16 protein-coding genes and 1 tRNA gene are annotated in these 17,104 nt (G+C 66.6%); 13 read left to right on the top strand and 4 right to left on the bottom strand.

Features of this window, described 5'->3' with window-relative positions; all coding sequences use genetic code 11:
• Positions 1–165 precede the first annotated feature (165 nt).
• Entirely contained in the window at positions 166–1,311 is a 1,146-nt protein-coding gene (locus IU448_RS22015) for a tyrosine-type recombinase/integrase (RefSeq protein WP_324188669.1), read from the top strand.
• A gap of 42 nt (positions 1,312–1,353) precedes the next feature.
• Here the strand turns inward: IU448_RS22015 and IU448_RS22010 are convergent.
• A tRNA-Leu gene (locus tag IU448_RS22010) sits at positions 1,354–1,440 on the bottom strand.
• 220 nt (positions 1,441–1,660) lie between these two features.
• Between IU448_RS22010 and IU448_RS22005 the strand changes: the two genes are divergently transcribed.
• From IU448_RS22005 to IU448_RS21970, 9 genes are all read left to right on the top strand, one after another.
• A complete protein-coding gene (locus tag IU448_RS22005) occupies positions 1,661–2,257 on the top strand; it encodes an ANTAR domain-containing response regulator (protein WP_062978728.1) in 597 nt (198 codons plus the stop codon).
• A gap of 260 nt (positions 2,258–2,517) precedes the next feature.
• Positions 2,518–3,708: a branched-chain amino acid ABC transporter substrate-binding protein gene (locus IU448_RS22000; RefSeq protein ID WP_195057914.1), complete on the top strand. Its 1,191-nt coding sequence runs from the start codon at positions 2,518–2,520 to the stop codon at positions 3,706–3,708.
• A 90-nt stretch (positions 3,709–3,798) separates the two neighbouring features.
• On the top strand, positions 3,799–4,836 hold the full coding sequence (locus IU448_RS21995; RefSeq protein ID WP_195057579.1) for a branched-chain amino acid ABC transporter permease: 1,038 nt from the start codon (positions 3,799–3,801) through the stop codon (positions 4,834–4,836).
• Entirely contained in the window at positions 4,833–6,236 is a 1,404-nt protein-coding gene (locus IU448_RS21990; RefSeq protein ID WP_195057578.1) for a branched-chain amino acid ABC transporter permease, read from the top strand. The genes IU448_RS21995 and IU448_RS21990 overlap by 4 nt, the downstream gene beginning before the upstream one ends.
• A 41-nt stretch (positions 6,237–6,277) precedes the next feature.
• Positions 6,278–7,276, top strand: coding sequence for an ABC transporter ATP-binding protein (locus IU448_RS21985; RefSeq protein ID WP_195057913.1), 999 nt, complete (start codon positions 6,278–6,280; stop codon positions 7,274–7,276).
• Positions 7,276–8,028: an ABC transporter ATP-binding protein gene (locus tag IU448_RS21980; RefSeq protein ID WP_195057577.1), complete on the top strand. Its 753-nt coding sequence runs from the start codon at positions 7,276–7,278 to the stop codon at positions 8,026–8,028. Before IU448_RS21985 ends, IU448_RS21980 begins: the two co-directional genes overlap by 1 nt.
• A gap of 56 nt (positions 8,029–8,084) precedes the next feature.
• Positions 8,085–10,829, top strand: a complete 2,745-nt coding sequence (gene polA / locus IU448_RS21975; RefSeq protein ID WP_195057576.1) for a DNA polymerase I — start codon at positions 8,085–8,087, stop codon at positions 10,827–10,829.
• A gap of 246 nt (positions 10,830–11,075) precedes the next feature.
• On the top strand, positions 11,076–11,210 hold the full coding sequence (locus IU448_RS29440; RefSeq protein ID WP_267467224.1) for a hypothetical protein: 135 nt from the start codon (positions 11,076–11,078) through the stop codon (positions 11,208–11,210).
• A 91-nt stretch (positions 11,211–11,301) separates the two neighbouring features.
• A complete protein-coding gene (locus IU448_RS21970) occupies positions 11,302–11,742 on the top strand; it encodes an alpha-isopropylmalate synthase regulatory domain-containing protein (protein WP_195057575.1) in 441 nt (146 codons plus the stop codon).
• A gap of 102 nt (positions 11,743–11,844) precedes the next feature.
• Here IU448_RS21970 and trxA read toward each other — a convergent pair whose 3' ends face one another.
• The gene (trxA, locus tag IU448_RS21965; protein ID WP_195057574.1) at positions 11,845–12,228 is read right to left on the bottom strand and encodes a thioredoxin; all 384 of its coding nucleotides are present in this window, start codon (positions 12,226–12,228) and stop codon (positions 11,845–11,847) included.
• A gap of 123 nt (positions 12,229–12,351) precedes the next feature.
• The gene (locus IU448_RS21960) at positions 12,352–12,885 is read right to left on the bottom strand and encodes a 2'-5' RNA ligase family protein (RefSeq protein WP_195057573.1); all 534 of its coding nucleotides are present in this window, start codon (positions 12,883–12,885) and stop codon (positions 12,352–12,354) included.
• Positions 12,886–13,127: 242 nt separating this feature from the next.
• Between IU448_RS21960 and IU448_RS21955 the strand changes: the two genes are divergently transcribed.
• The 3 genes from IU448_RS21955 (at position 13,128) to IU448_RS21945 (ending at position 15,763) form a co-directional block, all read left to right on the top strand.
• Positions 13,128–13,991: an ABC transporter substrate-binding protein gene (locus IU448_RS21955; RefSeq protein WP_195057912.1), complete on the top strand. Its 864-nt coding sequence runs from the start codon at positions 13,128–13,130 to the stop codon at positions 13,989–13,991.
• Between the two features lie 75 nt (positions 13,992–14,066).
• Positions 14,067–14,990: an amino acid ABC transporter permease gene (locus IU448_RS21950; RefSeq protein WP_195057572.1), complete on the top strand. Its 924-nt coding sequence runs from the start codon at positions 14,067–14,069 to the stop codon at positions 14,988–14,990.
• Positions 14,987–15,763, top strand: coding sequence for an amino acid ABC transporter ATP-binding protein (locus IU448_RS21945; protein ID WP_280458972.1), 777 nt, complete (start codon positions 14,987–14,989; stop codon positions 15,761–15,763). Before IU448_RS21950 ends, IU448_RS21945 begins: the two co-directional genes overlap by 4 nt.
• Positions 15,764–15,811: 48 nt before the next feature.
• Here the strand turns inward: IU448_RS21945 and IU448_RS21940 are convergent, their stop codons facing one another.
• On the bottom strand, positions 15,812–16,903 hold the full coding sequence (locus IU448_RS21940; protein ID WP_195057571.1) for an isocitrate/isopropylmalate dehydrogenase family protein: 1,092 nt from the start codon (positions 16,901–16,903) through the stop codon (positions 15,812–15,814).
• Positions 16,904–17,104 lie beyond the last annotated feature (201 nt).

The raw sequence follows: 17,104 nt of genomic DNA, 5'->3' as shown, positions 1-17,104 counted from the left end.
CAGCTTCAAACTTGGCCCTCGCCGGCGAGTATGGCGTAGGTCTGTCGTTATGGCCTGGATCGCCGAGCAGGAGAAGGCGACTGGAACCGGTGAGGCGGCCTGATGACGACTCGGCGCAACCCACGCTCAGGGGTAGAGGATCGCTGGTACCCGACCGTAGTGATCGTGGACCCGGTGACCGGTGAGAAGACCAAGAAAAAGGCAAAATCCGACCGCGCCGGCAAGGGTAAGCGCTGGCGAGCACGCTACGTCGACCCGAACGGCGTAGAACGGTCTCGCTCGTTCGACACCAAAGCAGCCGCTCAGAAATTCCTTGACGGTGACGTGACCACGAAGGTTGTCACCGGGACATGGGTCGATCCCGACCGTAGTGGCGTCCTGTTCGAGGTTGTGGCGGAGAAGTGGTACACGACGAAGAAATTCCGCAAACCGAAAACGGTGGCCGGCTATCGGTCGCTCCTGGACACGATCATCCTGCCGCGCTGGCGCTCGGTTCCTCTGCGCGACATCGAGTTCGAGGACATTCAGGAGTGGGTGGTCGTTCTCTCGGAGTCCGGCAGTGCTCGCTTCCAGGGGCGTGGTTTGTCGGCGTCTCGGGTGATCCAGTCGTATCAGGTGCTCAGCCAGATATTGCGGTTCGCGATCAAGTCGAAGCGGCTCGCGCTGAACCCGGCGGAAGACATCGATTTGCCCTCGATGAGGTCGGGGGAGCGACGCTATCTGACCCATGTGGAAGTGATGAAGCTGGCGATGGCGTCGGCCCGGTTCCGTCCGCTGGTGCTCACCCTCGGATATACCGGGCTCCGGTTCGGTGAGGCTATCGCGCTCCGGACCTCGGATGTGCTGCTGGATCAACGTCGTATCCGGGTCAGCCGTTCGGCAACCGCGGTGCCTGGTCAGGGGATGGTGGAAACGGACACGAAGAACCACACGACTCGGGTGGTACCGATTCCCGGGCTGCTGGCCAAGGACATGGAGAGTTTGCTGGCCGGCCGACGGGCGGAGGCTTTTGTCTTCCCGAGCCATAAGGGTGGATTCCTCACCTCGACCGAGTTCCGCTGGGTGTTCGACCAGGCGGCACGGGATGTCGGTCTCGCCGGCGTCGTTCCCCATGGCCTCCGGCACACGGCGGCGTCGTTGGCTATCAGCGCCGGTGGAAACATCAAGGTGGTTCAGCGGATGCTCGGGCATAAGACGGCCACGCTGACGCTCGATCTGTACGGGCATCTGTTTCCCGATGATCTGGACGCGGTGGCGGACGGAATGGACTCCGGCGCGCGGGCTGCTGCGGACTCTCTGCGGACTGCGTGAGGGTGGAAGAGAGGGCCGGGAATCGGAAACACCGTCCGACCTTGGTGCCGAGTGTGGGACTCGAACCCACACGTCCTTTCGGACAACGGTTTTTGAGACCGTCGCGTCTGCCAGTTCCGCCAACTCGGCGCACCGGGTGGAAATGATAGCCCGCCGCGCCCGGATCTCCGAATTCCGGGTCGGTTATGGCGGCTGAGGGCCGTTGTGCAGGGTGTATGCGGTGACGCTCGGAGGTGGGCGGTAGTCTCTACACCACCCGATCGCGTGACGGCGGATCGACGGCCGGGGATCGGTGTCGATCCGCCGTCCGCGGGACCGGGACGAGGCATCGGAACCAGAGGGGTCGTTTATGGGCACTAGTGCGGACGCCGGGGCGAAACGGGTGGTTGTCGCCGAGGACGAGGCGTTGATCCGGATGGATCTGGTGGAGATGCTGACCGAAGAGGGCTACCGGGTCGTCGGGGAGGCCGGGGACGGGCAGCAGGCCGTGGATCTGGCCGTGGAGCACCGCCCGGACCTGGTGATCATGGATGTGAAGATGCCGCGCCGCGACGGGATCGATGCGGCGGCCGAGATCGCGTCGAAACGCGTTGCGCCCGTGGTGATCCTGACGGCGTTCAGTCAGCGGGACCTGGTGGAGCGGGCGCGGGACGCCGGTGCGATGGCCTATCTCGTGAAGCCGTTCACCAAATCGGATCTGGTGCCCGCGATCGAGTTGGCGGCGAGCCGGTTCCACGAGATCACGGCGTTGGAGAGCGAGGTCGCGACGCTGGGGGAGCGCCTGGAGACACGTAAGCTCGTCGAGCGGGCCAAGGGGGTGCTGATGCAAACGCAGGGGTTGAGTGAACCGCAGGCGTTCAAGTGGATTCAGCGCACCGCGATGGATCGCCGCACCACCATGAAAGCGGTCGCGGAGGTCGTGCTGGAGAACCTCGCACCGCAGTGAGGCGGCCCGTTCGCCGGTGGCGCGTTACCGGTGAGTGGGACTGTTTTACCGGCCGGAAACAGATCCGAGTCGAGAATTCGCTGCGAGATGATCGCGATGACCCGAATGTCACACGGGATCAACATACCGGAGTTATGTTTCTCACAAGTCGGCGTTGTCGGCGGCCCGGTTCGGCCGGGGATTGATGAGGAACATAGGGGTAGATCGTGTTCGTTTCGACATGGTCGGGTAAGTCGCGGCGCAGCCGCCGAGTCCACGGGATTGTTTCGGTCGGCGCAGCGGCCGTATTGGTTCTGGCAGGTTGCGGGGACAAATCCGCGAGTGATCCGGAGGGGGCCGGCGCCGGCGGGCTGTCCATCCAGCCGCTGATGCAGATCGATGCCGCGGGCAAGGAGGTACCGGCCGCCGATGCCGCTGCGGCGGCCGATCCGGCGGGCGACGGTAAGGCGATCTGCCCGCCCACCACGTCCATCGCCATGGCCGGTGCGCTGACCGGCCCGGATGCGGCGCTCGGGATCAATATCGTCAACGGGGTGCATCTGGCGATCGATCAGCACAACAAAGCCAATCCGAACTGCCGGATCCAGGTGAAACCATTCGACACCGAAGGCGATCCGCAGAAGGCCAGCCAGGTGATTCCGCAGATCGTGAACGATCCGTCGGTTATCGGTGTGGTCGGCCCGGCGTTCTCCGGCGAGACCAAGGCCACCGGGCAGATCCTCAGTGATGCGGGGCTGGTCGCGGTATCGTCGTCGGCCACCAATGCGAGCCTGACGAAGAACGGTTGGAAGACCTTCTTCCGGGGTCTGGCCAACGATGACGTGCAGGGACCGTCGGTGGCGAAGTATCTGGTGGATACCGCCGGGTACAAGAAGGTCTGCGTGGTCCAGGACAACACCGATTACGGTGTCGGCCTGGCGAAGAGCATCACCGCCGGTCTGGGCGCGGCCGCCGATCCGGCCTGCGCGGCCAGTATCAAGAAGGGGGACAAGGACTTCTCCGCCACCGTCGCCAAGATCGCCGGCGCGCAGCCGGACGCGATCTTCTACTCGGGCTACTACGCCGAAGCGGCCCCGCTCGTGCAGCAGTTGCGGGACGGCAATGTGGAGGCGACGTTCGTCTCCGCGGACGGCACCAACGATCCGCAGTTCGTGAGCCAGGCCGGTGATGCGGCAACCGGCGCGGTGCTGTCCTGCCCGTGCGGTCCGGCACCCGAGGAATTCGCCACCGCATACCAGGAACTGCACGGTCAGGCCCCGGGTGTGTACTCCGTGGAGGCCTACGATCTGGCCACCATCCTCGCGACCGGTATCGACGCCGGCAAACTGACCCGCCCCGACCTGCTGGAATATGTCCGCGGCTACAACGGTGACGGCCTCGCCCGGCACTACGAGTGGGACGCGGACGGGGAACTGTCCGCCGCGTTGATCTGGGTGTACCAGGTCGGCTGACCGCTGCGCGAGCGGTACGCGCACCCGGTGGGTCCGGGCGCGTACCGCTCGCTGCCCCGGTGCGGATCCGAGGACGAGGGCGGATAGCCGATGACAGCAGCCATTGCGGCCGATACGGCAGTCTGGGCGCAGGGATCGATCGATTTCAACTACGAGGGGGTAATAGACCAGTTCTGGCGGCTGACCGTCGACGGTCTGTCCTACGGCGGGATCTACGCGCTGGTGGCGGTGGGCTACACCCTGGTCTACGGCGTACTCCGCCTGATCAACTTCGCCCACTCCGAAGTGTTCATGCTCGGAATGTTCGGCCAGTACGTGGGCCTGATGCTGCTGGGTTTCGCACCGAGCGGTAACGCCTACAGCGAGGGCATCGTGCTCACGGTCGTCTACCTCGGTGTGGCCATGCTCATCGGTATGGCGGTGTCCGGGGCGGCCGCGGTCGGGTTGGAACGGGTGGCCTACCGGCCGCTGCGCCGCCGCGGCGCGAAACCGCTGACCTTCCTGATCACCGCGATCGGTATGTCGTTCGTCCTGCAGGAGTTCGTGCATTTCGTACTGCCGCAACTGTGGCCGGGCCTGGGCGGTAACAATGCTCAGCAGCAGATCACCCTGGTCGAACCCGAAACCCAGTTCACGATCGCCGGCGCCGAGGTCACCAATGTGACCCTGGTGATCGTGGTATCGGCGGTGGCGCTGGCGATACTGGCCGAGGTGCTGATCAATCGCACCCGGTTCGGCCGCGGTATCCGCGCGGTGGCCCAGGACCCCGATACCGCGACCCTGATGGGTGTTTCGCGGGAGCGGGTCATCATGCTCACGTTCCTCATCGGCGGTCTGCTGGCCGGTGCCGCCGCCATGCTGTACGTGCTGAAGATTCCGCATGCCGTGATCTTCAACGGCGGATTCATCCTGGGAATCAAGGCTTTCGCCGCCGCCGTGCTGGGCGGTATCGGCAACCTGCGCGGGGCGCTGCTCGGCGGTCTGCTGCTCGGCCTGGTGGAGAACTACGGGCAGATGCTGTTCGGCACCGAATGGCGCGATGTGGTGGCCTTCCTGGTGCTCGTGCTGGTGCTGTTCTTCCGGCCCACCGGCATCCTGGGGGAGAGTCTCGGAAGGGCGCGCACATGACCACTGCGGCGACCGAGAAGAAGAGTCACGGATTCGGCGACGAGATCCGGGCGTGGTGGTCCGGGCTGAGCCGACCGGCGCAGTGGTCGGTAGCGGTACCGGTCCTGGTACTGCTTGCGCTGTTGCCGCTGTTCCCACCGCCGCTGCTGGACACTCCGGGTACCAGTTTCGGCGGTGTGCTCGCGCAGTTCGCGATGTACGCGCTGATCGCCATCGGCCTGAATGTGGTTGTGGGCCAGGCCGGTTTGCTGGACCTCGGCTATGTCGGGTTCTACGCCGTCGGCGCATATACAGTGGGGCTGCTGACCAGCCCCAACAGCCCCTGGAACCAGACCGGCGGCGGCTGGCTGAACTCCGATTGGGCCTGGCTGGCCTGTGTGCCGCTGGCGATCATGGTGACCGCCGTATCGGGTCTGCTGCTCGGTTCGCCGACCCTGCGCCTGCGCGGCGACTACCTGGCGATCGTGACCCTCGGTTTCGGTGAGATCGTCCGCCTGCTCGCCGACAATCTGGGGGAGCTCACCAACGGCAGCCTGGGCCTGTCCGGTATCACCTATCCCCGGGTCGGTGAATCCGAAGCGCATCCCAACGGCGTGTACTCCGCCGGGAACGTCGGTTCACCGGAGAGCTCGAATCTGCTCGACCGCGCCGGCTCGGGTACCTGGTGGTACTGGGTCGGTATGTTCGCCGTGGTCGTGGTCCTGCTGGTGGTCGGCAACCTGGAACGGAGCCGGGTGGGCCGGGCCTGGGTGGCGATCCGCGAGGACGAGGACGCCGCCGAGATCATGGGCGTACCCACCTTCAGATTCAAACTGTGGGCATTCATGATCGGCGCCGCCATCGGCGGTCTGTCCGGGGCGCTGTTCGCCGGGCAGGTGCAGTTCATCAATCCCACCGGATTCAACATCATCAACTCGATGCTGTTCCTGTGCGCGGTGGTGATCGGCGGGCAGGGCAACAAGCTCGGCGTCATCGTCGGCGCCTTCCTCGTGGTGTACCTGCCGAATCGGCTGATGTCGGTGTCGATCGTCGATACCCGGGCCGACGCCTACGTGCAGCTGGCAGTCGTCGGGGTGCTCTGCGTGGCCTTGCTGGTGGGCCGGCGGTGGTGGTTCCGGGGGCTCGCGGGCTGGTCGCGATGGGTGTATCTGGCGGTGAGCGTGGTGGCCGCGGTGTACGCCGTCCTGCTGCTGAGCAGCCTGATCCTCTTCGACGAGGGTGCCCAACAGCGCCTCGGCGACCTGAAGTATCTGTATTTCGGTATCGCACTGGTGGTGATGATGATCCTGCGTCCCCAGGGCCTGTTCCCGGTCCGGCAGAAATTGCTCGCTTTCGGCCGGCCGATCGTGCGGGCCGTCCGGCGGCCGGCGCCGGGCACGACCGCGGAGGAGACCTCGTGACCGGCCCGCACGCGGGGGACGCCCTCTTCGACAACGACGATATGGCCGCCGGTTATACCGCCGAGCCGCACGCCGAAGCGGCGGGGGAGGTGGATGTGACCGCGGTCGATCCGGCGCTCGCCGACGATACCGCGGTCGCCGACGTGGTGGCCGCGCACCGCAAAATCCGCACCGGGATCGGCGAACCGCTGCTGCGCACCGAGGACCTCACCGTACGGTTCGGCGGGCTCACCGCCCTGGATTCGGTGAGTTTCGAGATCCGCCGCGGCGAGATCCTGGGATTGATCGGGCCGAACGGTGCCGGCAAGACCACCTGCTTCAACGCCATTACCGGTGTGTACCGGCCGAGCGCGGGCACGGTGTTCTTCGACGGAAAACCGCTCACCAAAACGAGGCGGCACGCGATTACGAGACTGGGTATCGCGCGGACCTTCCAGAACGTGCGCCTGTTCGGTGAGATGACCGCCCTGGAGAATGTCGTGGTGGGGACCGACGCCCGCCACCGCACCTCCGTCCCGGGCGCGATACTGCGCACGGCACGGCACCGGCGGGAAGAACACGACGCCATCACCCGGGGAATGGCGCTGCTGGAATTCGTCGGTATCGCGCCGCGCGCGGTGGAGAAGGCCCGCAATCTCTCCTACGGCGATCAACGCCGGTTGGAGATCGCGCGGGCGCTGGCCACCGAACCGAAACTGCTGTGCCTGGACGAACCGGCCGCCGGGTTCAACCCGAGCGAGAAATCCGCGCTCATGGATCTGATCCGCAAAATCCGCGATGACGGGTTCACGGTGCTGCTGATCGAACACGATATGCGGCTGGTCATGGGCGTGACGGACCGGATCGTGGTGCTGGAGTTCGGCCGCAAGATCGCCAACGGCCTGCCCGCCGATATCCGTGCCGATCCGGCGGTGATCGCCGCCTACCTCGGAGTGCCCGATGACGAACTGACCGCCGAGGATGTCTCGGTCTCCACCGTGGCGCTGCGCGCGCAACAGGATCCGGCCGCCGGCGCCGGCGAGGAATCGGAGGATCGGTGATGACCGCACCGAAACGCGCAGAACCCGGCGGTGAACTGTTGCTCGAGGTGGCCGATATCGTCGTCGGTTACGGCAGAATCGAGGCGTTGCACGGTATTTCACTACACGTGGCCGAAGGCGAACTGGTGACACTGCTGGGTGCGAACGGCGCCGGTAAGACGACCACCATGCGCGCACTCTCGGGTCTGCTTCCGCTGACCAGCGGCCGAATCATGTTCGAGGGCAGCGATATCAGCCGGGTACCGGCGCATCGGCGGGTACTCGCCGGGCTGGTGCAGGCGCCGGAGGGGCGCGGTGTGTTCCCGGGGATGACAGTGCGGGAGAACCTCGATATGGGGTGTTACGCCCGGCCCTTCCGGAACAAGGCCGACTATGCCGCCGCCGTGGAACGGGTCTTCGAACTCTTCCCCCGGTTGCGGGAACGGGAGAAGCAGGCCGGTGGCACGCTGTCGGGCGGCGAACAGCAGATGGTGGCCATCGGCCGCGCGCTGATGGCCCGGCCGCGGCTGTTGCTCCTGGACGAACCGTCCATGGGCCTCGCGCCGATGGTGATCCAGCAGATCTTCCGGATCATCGCCGAGATCAATGCCACCGGTACCACCGTGCTGCTGGTGGAACAGAACGCCCGCCAAGCGCTGGCCCGCAGCGACCGCGGCTACATCCTGGAGACCGGTGCGGTCACCGAATCCGGGCCAGGTCGCGAACTGCTCGACGACCCGGCCGTGCAAGCGGCGTATCTCGGCGTCGGTTGAGTGGCGACGACACTCCCTGGGCTCTGTGTCGGAGGTAGTCCCTAGACTCTCCGGGTGTGACCCCACCGACCACTGCGCAGCCGAGCCTTCCCGCCCCCGCCGATCCTTCCGGAGCGCCGGAAACCCGGCCCACGCTGCTGCTACTGGACGGGCATTCACTGGCCTACCGGGCGTTCTTCGCGTTGCCGGCGGAGAATTTCCAGACCGTCACCGGTCAGACCACCAATGCGGTGTACGGGTTCACCGCCATGCTCATCAACCTGCTGCGCGATGAGAAACCCACCCATGTCGCCGCCGCCTTCGATGTCTCCCGGCAGACCTTCCGGGTCGATGCGTTCCCCGAGTACAAGGCGAACCGGGCGAAAACCCCGGACGAGTTCCGCGGCCAGGTCGAGCTCACCAAGGAGGTGCTGGGCGCCCTCGGTATCCCGGTGATGGCGATCGAGGGCTACGAGGCCGACGACATCATCGCCACCCTCACCACCCAGGCGGTACCGCAGGGTTACCGGGTGCTCATCGTCACCGGCGACCGCGATTCACTTCAACTGGTCGAGGAGAACGTCACCGTCCTCTACCCACGGAAGGGCGTTTCCGACCTGACCCGGTTCACGCCGGAGGAGGTGGACAAGAAATACGGTCTGAGCCCGTCCCAATACCCCGACTATGCGGCGCTGCGCGGCGACCCCAGCGATAACCTGCCCGGCATCCCGGGGGTGGGGGAGAAAACCGCCGCAAAATGGATCCGCGAATACGGCGATCTGAACGCCTTGGTCGACAAGGTGGACGAGGTGCGCGGCAAGGTCGGCGACGCGCTGCGCGCCAACCTGAGCAGTGTGGTGCTCAACCGCCAGCTCACCGAGATGGTCCGCGACGTACCGCTGCCCTACACTCCCGACCAGCTCGCCCAGGGCGCCTGGAACCGGGAGCGGATCCATCAGCTGTTCGACGATCTGGAGTTCCGGGTTCTGCGCGACCGGCTGTTCGAAACCTTGGCCCCGCCCACCGTCGAAGCCGAATCGGGTTTCGAGATCAGCGGGCAGACGCTGACGCCGGGCAGTGTCGCGGACTGGCTGGCCGAGCATGCGAAAGCCGGTGCCCGGCACGGTATTTCGATCACCGGTAGCGGCGTTCCGGCCGCCGGTGATGTGCGCGCCCTCGCGATTTCCGCCGCAGACGAAGAGTCCGCCTATATCGATGTCACCGCCCTCACTTCCGAGGACGAAACCGCGCTCGGGGCCTGGCTGGCCGATCCCGCCCCAGGGAAGGCCCTGCACGAGGCCAAGAGCGCGCTGCATGCGCTCCGCGGCCGCGGCTGGACTCTGGCGGGGCTCACCAGTGATACCGCTCTCGCCGCCTACCTGGTCCGGCCGGGTCAGCGCAGTTTCAACCTCGACGATCTGTCGTTGCGTTACCTGCATCGGGAACTGCGCACCGAAACCGAGGCGGCGCCGCAGTTGTCGCTGCTGGATGCCGAGGATGCGGTCGATACCGAACTCGCGCAGGGGGAGATGCTGCGCGCCCGCGCCGTGGCCGATCTGTCCCATGCGCTGGACGATGAACTCGACAAGATCGAATCGCGGCCGCTGCTGGACGAGATGGAACTGCCGCTGCTCGGGGTGCTCGCCGAACTGGAGGACGCCGGGATCGCGGTCGATATCGACCAGCTCACCGAACTGCAGCGACAGTTCGCCGACAAGGTTGCCGATGCGGCGAACGCGGCCTACGGGGTGATCGGTAAACAGATCAACCTCGGCTCGCCGAAACAGCTGCAGGTGGTGCTGTTCGACGAGCTCGATATGCCCAAGACCAAACGCACCAAAACCGGTTACACCACCGACGCGGACGCACTGGAATCGCTGTACGAGAAGACCGAGCATCCGTTCCTGCAGCATCTGCTCGCGCACCGCGACGCCACCCGCCTCAAGGTCACCGTCGACGGCCTGCTGAAAGCCGTCGCCGACGACGGCCGCATCCACACCACCTTCAACCAGACCATTGCCGCCACCGGCCGGTTGTCGTCCACCGAACCGAACCTGCAGAACATCCCCATCCGCACCGATACCGGCCGGATGATCCGGGATACGTTCGTGGTCGGCGACGGCTACGAATCGCTGATGACCGCCGACTACAGCCAGATCGAGATGCGCATCATGGCGCATCTGTCCGGTGACGAGGGGCTTATCGAAGCCTTCAACTCCGGCGAGGATCTGCACAGTTTCGTCGCGTCGAAGGCCTTCGACATCCCGATCTCCGAGGTGTCGCCGGAACTGCGCCGCCGGATCAAGGCCATGTCCTACGGCCTGGCCTACGGTCTGAGTTCCTACGGGCTGTCCGCCCAGCTGAAGATCAGCACCCAGGAGGCGAAGGAACAGATGGACATCTACTTCGCCCGGTTCGGCGGGATCCGCGATTATCTGCAGGCCGTGGTGGAACAGGCCCGCAAAGTCGGTTATACGCAGACCCTGTTCGGCCGCCGCCGCTACCTGCCGGACCTCGACCACAGCAACCGGCAGCGCCGCGAGGCCGCGGAACGGATGGCCCTCAACGCCCCCATCCAGGGCACCGCCGCCGATATCATCAAGGTCGCCATGATCAATGTGCACCGGGCGTTGGCCGATTCGGGCCTGCGGTCGCGGATGCTGCTGCAGATCCACGACGAACTCGTCCTCGAGGTGGCACCGGGTGAGCAGGAGCAGTTGCGCGATTTGGTCCGCGACAATATGTCCACGGCGATCGAGCTGTCTGTGCCCCTGAGTGTTTCGGTGGGTATCGGACGCAGCTGGGATTCCGCCGCGCACTGAGCCGGAAGTGTCGCCGGTTTCCGTCGGTCCCGGACCGGCCACCGGCCCTCGAGCCCTACGAACCGCTGTGCCGGAGTAGGCGCCCGGGCAGCGGGATGGCCGGCCTGGAGTCTGCTGCGTCACCGGCCGGTTCGGGAAAACTCCGGGTTACGTGTCGATGACCAGCGGAAACACTACTGTGGGGTAGCCAAAACCCCGGCGTGTATGTGGTTGCCATCCGCCTGGGGAGTCTTTATCCTCGACACCGTGCAAATCCACGCCGACGGCCTACGTGCCGCGCCGATTCTCGCGGACCGCGAGGGCGCGGTGCTTCTTGCGCGCATCGCCGAGCCGGCCGGGCGGGTACTTGCCGTAGTAGTAACCCGCCGTAGCGGGGTCTGATTCGGACCGGCCCCCTCGCTGCGGGCCCCCCTTTTCTCGATTTTGCTGGTCCCCCAACCTGCCGACCTTCTCTGGGAAGACCTACGTACTCATGACCACACTGACTCTGGACAACGACGCCCTGACCACCGCCGCTCCTCGTAGCCTGCGCACCGAATGCGCGGAGCTGACCGCGGCCCAATTCCATGAACGCTTCGGCGAATGCGCCGGTCCGATCCGCCTCGCGGGCTGGTCGTCCACCGGTGCGCGCGGCGGCGCGTTCACCGCCACCCTCGAATTCCCGGGGTGGTCCCGTTCGGTGGTGGCCGCCGGTAGCCCGATCGCGGCCATGACCTCCGCTCTCTACGAGGCCGGCTACCCGGTGGAGATCTTGCGCTTCCACCAGCGGCGGACCGCCGCGGGAACCGCCACCTTCGTGCAATGCGAATTCGACGGCCGGCGCGGCTGGGGCGTGGCCCTCGCGGCGGACGGTGCGCAATCCTCGGTGCGCGCGATGATCGCCAGCGTGAACCGCCTGGTCGCCCAGCGCTGAACCGCTGATCCGGCGCCGGTATCGCCCCGGCGCCGGTGACGACGCGACGGCGGGCTCCACACCATCCCCGGAAAGTGTGGAGCCCGCCGTCGTCCGCCGATTCTATTCGGAGACTTCGCCGTTGGCGGCTTGCTGCTCGGCGAGTTGCTTACGAACCTCGTCCATATCCAGCGCCTTGACCTGGGTGACGAGATCCTCGAGTGCGGGCGGCGGCAGCGCCCCCGGCTGCGCGAAGACCAGAACGCCCTCGCGGAAGGCCATGATGGTCGGGATCGACTGGATATTGGCGGCCGCGGCCAGGCCCTGTTCGGCCTCGGTATCGACCTTGCCGTGCACGACATCGGGATGCTTGTCCGACGACGCCTCGTAGGTGGGTGCGAAACTGCGGCACGGTCCGCACCAGGAAGCCCAGAAATCGACGAGTACCACGTCGTTGCTGGTGACTACCTCATCGAAATTCTGCTGCGTCAGTGTCTGGGTGGCCATGACGTCCTCTCGTGGTCGGTATACAGGCTGCAACGCCGGCCCCGGCCGCGGTTGTTCCACGGCGGTGTCGTACGCCACCGGACCCCACCCTACGTGCCGCGTATCCGTCGCGCGGGCGTCCGGTCAGCCGTGTTCGGCGATCGGCCAGGCCCGGCGGCGGTCCCCGTCCCAGCGGCGTAACCCGACCACGGTCGCGACCGTGTCCTTGTCCGCGGCTACCGCGCTCACCGCCTCTCCGATGTGTTGCGGCAGTACCCGACGGGCCAGGGTGATATGCGGCGTCCACTGGTTCGGATGCAGATTCGCCGGGACATCCGGGCACGGTGCCACGATCTGGTACACCCGCCGATGCCAGGCCAGGAGTTCTTCCGACGGCACCACCGCGCGTACCAGGATCGGCCGGCGCGCCCCGAACACCAGCACACCGCCGAGCCGGATCGAAAACGGCCGGAAAGGTAAACGAGCCAGGCCGGTTTCGATACGCGGCCAGATCTGCCGGGCCACCGCCACGGTGATATGCGGCCGGTGACTGTCGGCATCGCCGGCGCGGGCCCCGCGACCCAGACCGGGCAGGCCCGCGGCGGCGAGCAGTTCCCACTGCCGCCGGATCCGCTGCTCGGCCGCCTCGTCGAGCAGTAATTCCACCGACTGCACCATGATCTGCAGACGGTAGCGGTTGACTCGCCGGATATCCGGCGGATCGGCCGGGCTCGTGCGGCCGGATCAAATCTCGGTTACTACGGCCGTGTTGCACCGCCGGTTCGCCTACTGTGCTGACAACGTCCTCGAGTGGAAGTGCCGGCCGCGACCACCGAGGCGGTCCGTGGGCCATATTCGTTGCGACGGCAGGTGGTGGGACAGTGGCGGTGGCTTATCGATCCCGTTCCCGGATCCGGTGGATGGTGTGCGCGCTCGCCGGTGTGCTGCTGACGGCCGGCTGCGTGACCAATATCGAGGACACCGGGCCGATCCCGCCGAAGATCACGGTGCGGCCCGTGCCGGAACTGGCGGCCCGCGTACCGCCCGATATCGCCGCGGCCGGGGAAGTGGTGGTCGGGGTGAACGTGCCCTATCAGCCGAACGAATACCGCGACCGGCGCGGCGCGATAGTCGGCTTCGATATCGACCTGATGGATGCCGTGACCGCGGTACTGGGAATCCGGGCCCGCTATACCGAATCGGCGTTCGAGAAGATCATCCCCGCGGTGCAGGCCGGGACCTACGACATCGGAATGTCGTCCATAACCGACACCCTCGAACGGGAGCAGCAGGTCGATTTCGTCACCTACTTCAGCGCCGGGGTGCAGTGGGCGCAGCGCGTCGGCGACGATATCGACCCGGAGAACGCCTGCGGTAAACGTGTGGCAGTCCAGGCGACGACCGTAGAACATATCGAAGAAGTTCCGGCCAAGAGCGACGCATGCGTCGCCGCCGGGAAGGATCCGATCATCATCGACGCGTTCGACGAGCAGAGTGCGGTCACCAACGCCCTGGTCCTCGGCCAGGTCGACGCCATGTCCGCGGATTCCCCGGTGACGGCGTATGCCATCGAGCAGACCGACGGGAAGATCGAACCGGCGGGCCCGGTCTTCGATGCCGCCCCGTACGGGTGGGCGGTGGCCAAAGGGTCCGCGCTCACGCCGGTCCTGCGGGATGCGGTGCAGCAGCTGATGGACAGCGGACAGTACCGGCAGATCACCGAGAACTGGGGTGTGCAGGAGGGGGCGCTGCGCACCTCCGTGATCAACGGCGCGAGGAGCTGACGCCATGACGCGACGGTACCTCCGTCTCCACTGCGGCCTCCTCGGACCGCATGAACACCACCCGATGGAGCTGCTATGACGACGGACCCGGGCGCGGTACGCGAAGAACCCGAACCGATCGAGGCCGTGCCGCTGCGCCGCCCCGGCCGGTGGCTGGCAGCCGTGCTGATCCTGGTTCTGGTGGGCCTGTTCGTCTACGGTGCGGCGACCAATCCCGCCTATCGCTGGGATGTGTACTGGCAGTATCTGCGGGATACCCGCATCGCGGCGGGTGCCGTGGTCACCCTGGAGCTGACCGTGCTGGCGATGGTGATCGCCGTGGCGCTCGGCACGACACTCGCGGTGATGCGGCTGTCGCCGAACCCGGTGCTGCGGGCCACCGCCTGGGTGTATCTGTGGGTCTTCCGCGGCACCCCGGTGTATGTGCAACTGGTGTTCTGGGGGTTGGTGCCGTCGCTGTACCAGCACGTCGCGCTCGGTGTGCCGTTCGGGCCGCGGCTGTTCGAGCTCGATGTGCAGAGTCTGCAGGCCGCGTTCGCGTTCGCGGTGATCGGGCTGGGGCTCAACGAGGCGGCGTATATGGCCGAGATCGTCCGGGCCGGAATCAATTCGGTGGGGGAGGGCCAGCGGGAGGCATCGATCGCGCTCGGGATGTCCTGGTCGCAGACCATGCGCCGGACCGTTCTGCCGCAGGCCATGCGAGTGATCATTCCGCCGACCGGCAACGAGCTCATCAGCATGCTGAAAACCACCGCGCTGGTCACCGCCATCCCGCTCAGCACGGACCTGTTCGGCCGCGCCCGCGATATCTACGGCGTGAATTTCCTGCCGATCCCGCTGCTGCTGGTCACCGCGACCTGGTATCTGGCCATCACCAGCATTCTGATGATCGGCCAGTATTACCTGGAGAAATACTATTCGCGCGGTATTTCGCGGCAGTTGACGGCGAAACAGTTGCAGGAACTGGCCGACGCTCAGGGAGAGGCACAGTCCAAATGAGTGCGACGAGTCCCGAGCCGATGGTCCGCGCCGACCGGGTGCACAAGAACTTCGGTGCGCTGCGCGTGCTCAACGGGATATCCCTGGAGGTCCGCCACGGTGAGGTGCTGTGCCTCATCGGCCCCTCCGGTTCGGGAAAATCCACGTTCCTGCGCTGTATCAACCATCTCGAACAGGTGAGCGCGGGCCGGTTGTATGTGGCGGGAGAACTCGTCGGCTACCGGGAGAAAGCGGGCCGGCTCTACGAACTGCACCCCCGCGACGCCGCGCGGCAGCGCCGGGAGATCGGGATGGTCTTCCAGCATTTCAACCTGTTCCCGCACCGGACCGCGCTCGGCAATGTCATCGAAGCACCGATGCAGGTGAAAAAGCTCCGCAAGGCCGCGGCCACCGAACGAGCGCAGGAACTGCTGGAACGAGTCGGCTTGGCGGACAAGGCGAACGCCTACCCCGCGCAGTTGTCCGGCGGGCAGCAACAGCGGGTCGCCATCGCCCGAGCCCTGGCGATGGAGCCGAAACTCATGCTCTTCGACGAGCCCACCTCCGCCCTCGATCCCGAACTGGTCGGCGAAGTGCTCGCGGTGATGCGCGAACTCGCCGATTCGGGCATGACGATGGTCGTGGTCACGCACGAGATGGGTTTCGCGCGGGAGGTCGCCGACCGGCTGGTGTTCATGGACCAGGGTGTGGTGGTCGAGGCCGGGCCGCCGGCGGACCTGCTGGCGGCCCCGCGCCACGATCGGACCAAGGAGTTCCTTTCCCGGCTGCTGTGAGCTGCCGGTGGTCACCGGGACCCCGGCGTACTCGCCTCCGGTATGCGTTCACCACCGGTGCACCCGGGCGGTGACCTGTTCGGTGAATTCGCCGGTCGACGCCTGCCCGCCCAGATCGGCCGTGGCGATACCGGCGGCGAAGGTGGCTGCGACCGCCCGGTCGATCCGGTCTGCGGCAGCGGCCGCCGCCGGGTACGGCCGGTCCTGCCGGGTGGCGATCCAGCGCAGGAGCATGGCCGCGGACAACTGCAGAGCCACCGGATTCGCCCGGTTGCGGCCTGCCAGATCGGGTGCCGCGCCGTGTACCGCTTGCGCCATGGCCCGAGTCCGCGAGCAGTTGAGGGACGCGGCGGTCCCCAGGGATCCGGCCAGTTGAGCGGCGAGATCGGAGAGAATATCGCCGAACAGGTTCTCGGTGACCAGTACGTCGTAGTCGCCGGGTGCGCGGACAAGATGCGCGGCCGCCGCGTCGACGTGTTCCTCGGCCACCGCCACCCCGGGGTATTCGCCTGCCACCGCGTAACAGGTGTCCCGGAACAATCCCATGGTCAACGGCAGCACATTCGCCTTGTGCACGATCGTCACCCGGCCGCGGCGTTCGGCGGCCAGCCGGAACGACTCGTGGGCGATGCGCTCACACGCCGCGCGGGTCACCAGGCCGACCGACAGCGCGATATCCGGCGTGGGACAGAATTCCCCGGACCCGACGGCCATATTGCGGTCCGCGTAGAAGCCTTCGCTGTTCTCCCGCACGATCACCAGGTCGATATCTGGGGCTGCGGCGCGGATGCCGGGCAGGGCCCGCGCCGGGCGGATATTGGCGTACAGGCCGAAATGGCGGCGGATCACGCCGCCCGGCGCGATCCGGTGTTGCGGGGGATAGGCCGCGTTGTCGTGCGGGCCGAGGATCCAACCGTCGGTATCGGCCAGACCGTCAAGGGTGGATTCAGGTAACGTGGTGCCGAATTCGTCGATTGCCCGGCGGCCCATGGGCAGCGGCACCCATTCCGGCGCGGGCCGGCCTTCGGCCGTCAGTGCCTCGTCCACCACCCGCCGCGCCGACTCCACCACCTCGGGGCCGATGCCGTCGCCGTCGACGAGACCCAATCGCAGCGGTCGTCCCGATACCGTCCGGTTCATCCGGTCATCGTCGCAGGAGTCAGGCCGGCGAGCGGTGACCGGTCGCCCGGTGTGGTCACCCCGGGGTGTCGTCCGGCGCCGGCGCGAGTACCCGGTCGCGCCGCCGCTGTGCTCGCGTCGGTGCAGGCCGCGTCGACGGTCCGGGCCCGCCGGCGTCATGCGGGCCTTGTCGGGCCGATCCTGCGGCTGCTATCTTAGTGA

Source organism: Nocardia flavorosea, assembly GCF_015477805.1.
GTDB lineage: Bacteria > Actinomycetota > Actinomycetes > Mycobacteriales > Mycobacteriaceae > Nocardia > Nocardia flavorosea_A.
This window is presented reverse-complemented; position numbering and strand designations above follow the sequence as displayed.

Bases quoted from the DNA above. Each gene is read 5' to 3' on its own strand.
- IU448_RS22005 (WP_062978728.1), top strand. From the start codon at position 1,661: ATGGGCACTAGTGCGGACGCCGGGGCGAAACGGGTGGTTGTCGCCGAG.
- IU448_RS21995 (WP_195057579.1), top strand. From the start codon at position 3,799: ATGACAGCAGCCATTGCGGCCGATACGGCAGTCTGGGCGCAGGGATCG.
- IU448_RS21990 (WP_195057578.1), top strand. From the start codon at position 4,833: ATGACCACTGCGGCGACCGAGAAGAAGAGTCACGGATTCGGCGACGAG.
- IU448_RS21985 (WP_195057913.1), top strand. From the start codon at position 6,278: ATGGCCGCCGGTTATACCGCCGAGCCGCACGCCGAAGCGGCGGGGGAG.
- IU448_RS21980 (WP_195057577.1), top strand. From the start codon at position 7,276: ATGACCGCACCGAAACGCGCAGAACCCGGCGGTGAACTGTTGCTCGAG.
- IU448_RS21970 (WP_195057575.1), top strand. From the start codon at position 11,302: ATGACCACACTGACTCTGGACAACGACGCCCTGACCACCGCCGCTCCT.
- trxA (WP_195057574.1), bottom strand. From the start codon at position 12,228: ATGGCCACCCAGACACTGACGCAGCAGAATTTCGATGAGGTAGTCACC.
- IU448_RS21960 (WP_195057573.1), bottom strand. From the start codon at position 12,885: ATGGTGCAGTCGGTGGAATTACTGCTCGACGAGGCGGCCGAGCAGCGG.
- IU448_RS21955 (WP_195057912.1), top strand. From the start codon at position 13,128: ATGGTGTGCGCGCTCGCCGGTGTGCTGCTGACGGCCGGCTGCGTGACC.
- IU448_RS21950 (WP_195057572.1), top strand. From the start codon at position 14,067: ATGACGACGGACCCGGGCGCGGTACGCGAAGAACCCGAACCGATCGAG.
- IU448_RS21945 (WP_280458972.1), top strand. From the start codon at position 14,987: ATGAGTGCGACGAGTCCCGAGCCGATGGTCCGCGCCGACCGGGTGCAC.
- IU448_RS21940 (WP_195057571.1), bottom strand. From the start codon at position 16,903: ATGAACCGGACGGTATCGGGACGACCGCTGCGATTGGGTCTCGTCGAC.